The organism is Gilvimarinus sp. 1_MG-2023, assembly GCF_030548285.1.
In genome coordinates, this window is record NZ_JAUOSC010001381.1 from 1 (window position 1) to 251 (window position 251).

Annotated in this window: 1 protein-coding gene; it reads left to right on the forward strand. The window is 57.8% G+C overall.

The genetic code is table 11. The features are described 5' to 3' along the window. Positions 1-251: enoyl-CoA hydratase-related protein (locus Q4563_RS21360; RefSeq protein WP_303605951.1), on the forward strand; the 251-nt coding region annotated here is incomplete at both ends.

Sequence of the window (251 nt, forward strand, 5' to 3'; positions counted from 1 at the left end):
CACCGGATCTGGGGTTGTCGATCGAACGCTTTTACAACCCATTGATCAAGACCCTGCAAGACTTGCCGATGCCTGTGATCTGTGCTGTCAACGGCGTCGCAGCCGGTGCTGGTGCGAATATTCCTTTGGCGTGTGACCTGGTACTGGCGGCCCGCTCCGCCAAGTTTATTCAGGCGTTCTGCAAAATTGGTCTGGTGCCGGATTCTGGTGGTAGCTGGTTTCTGCCACGCTTGGTCGGCCTGGCCCGTGCT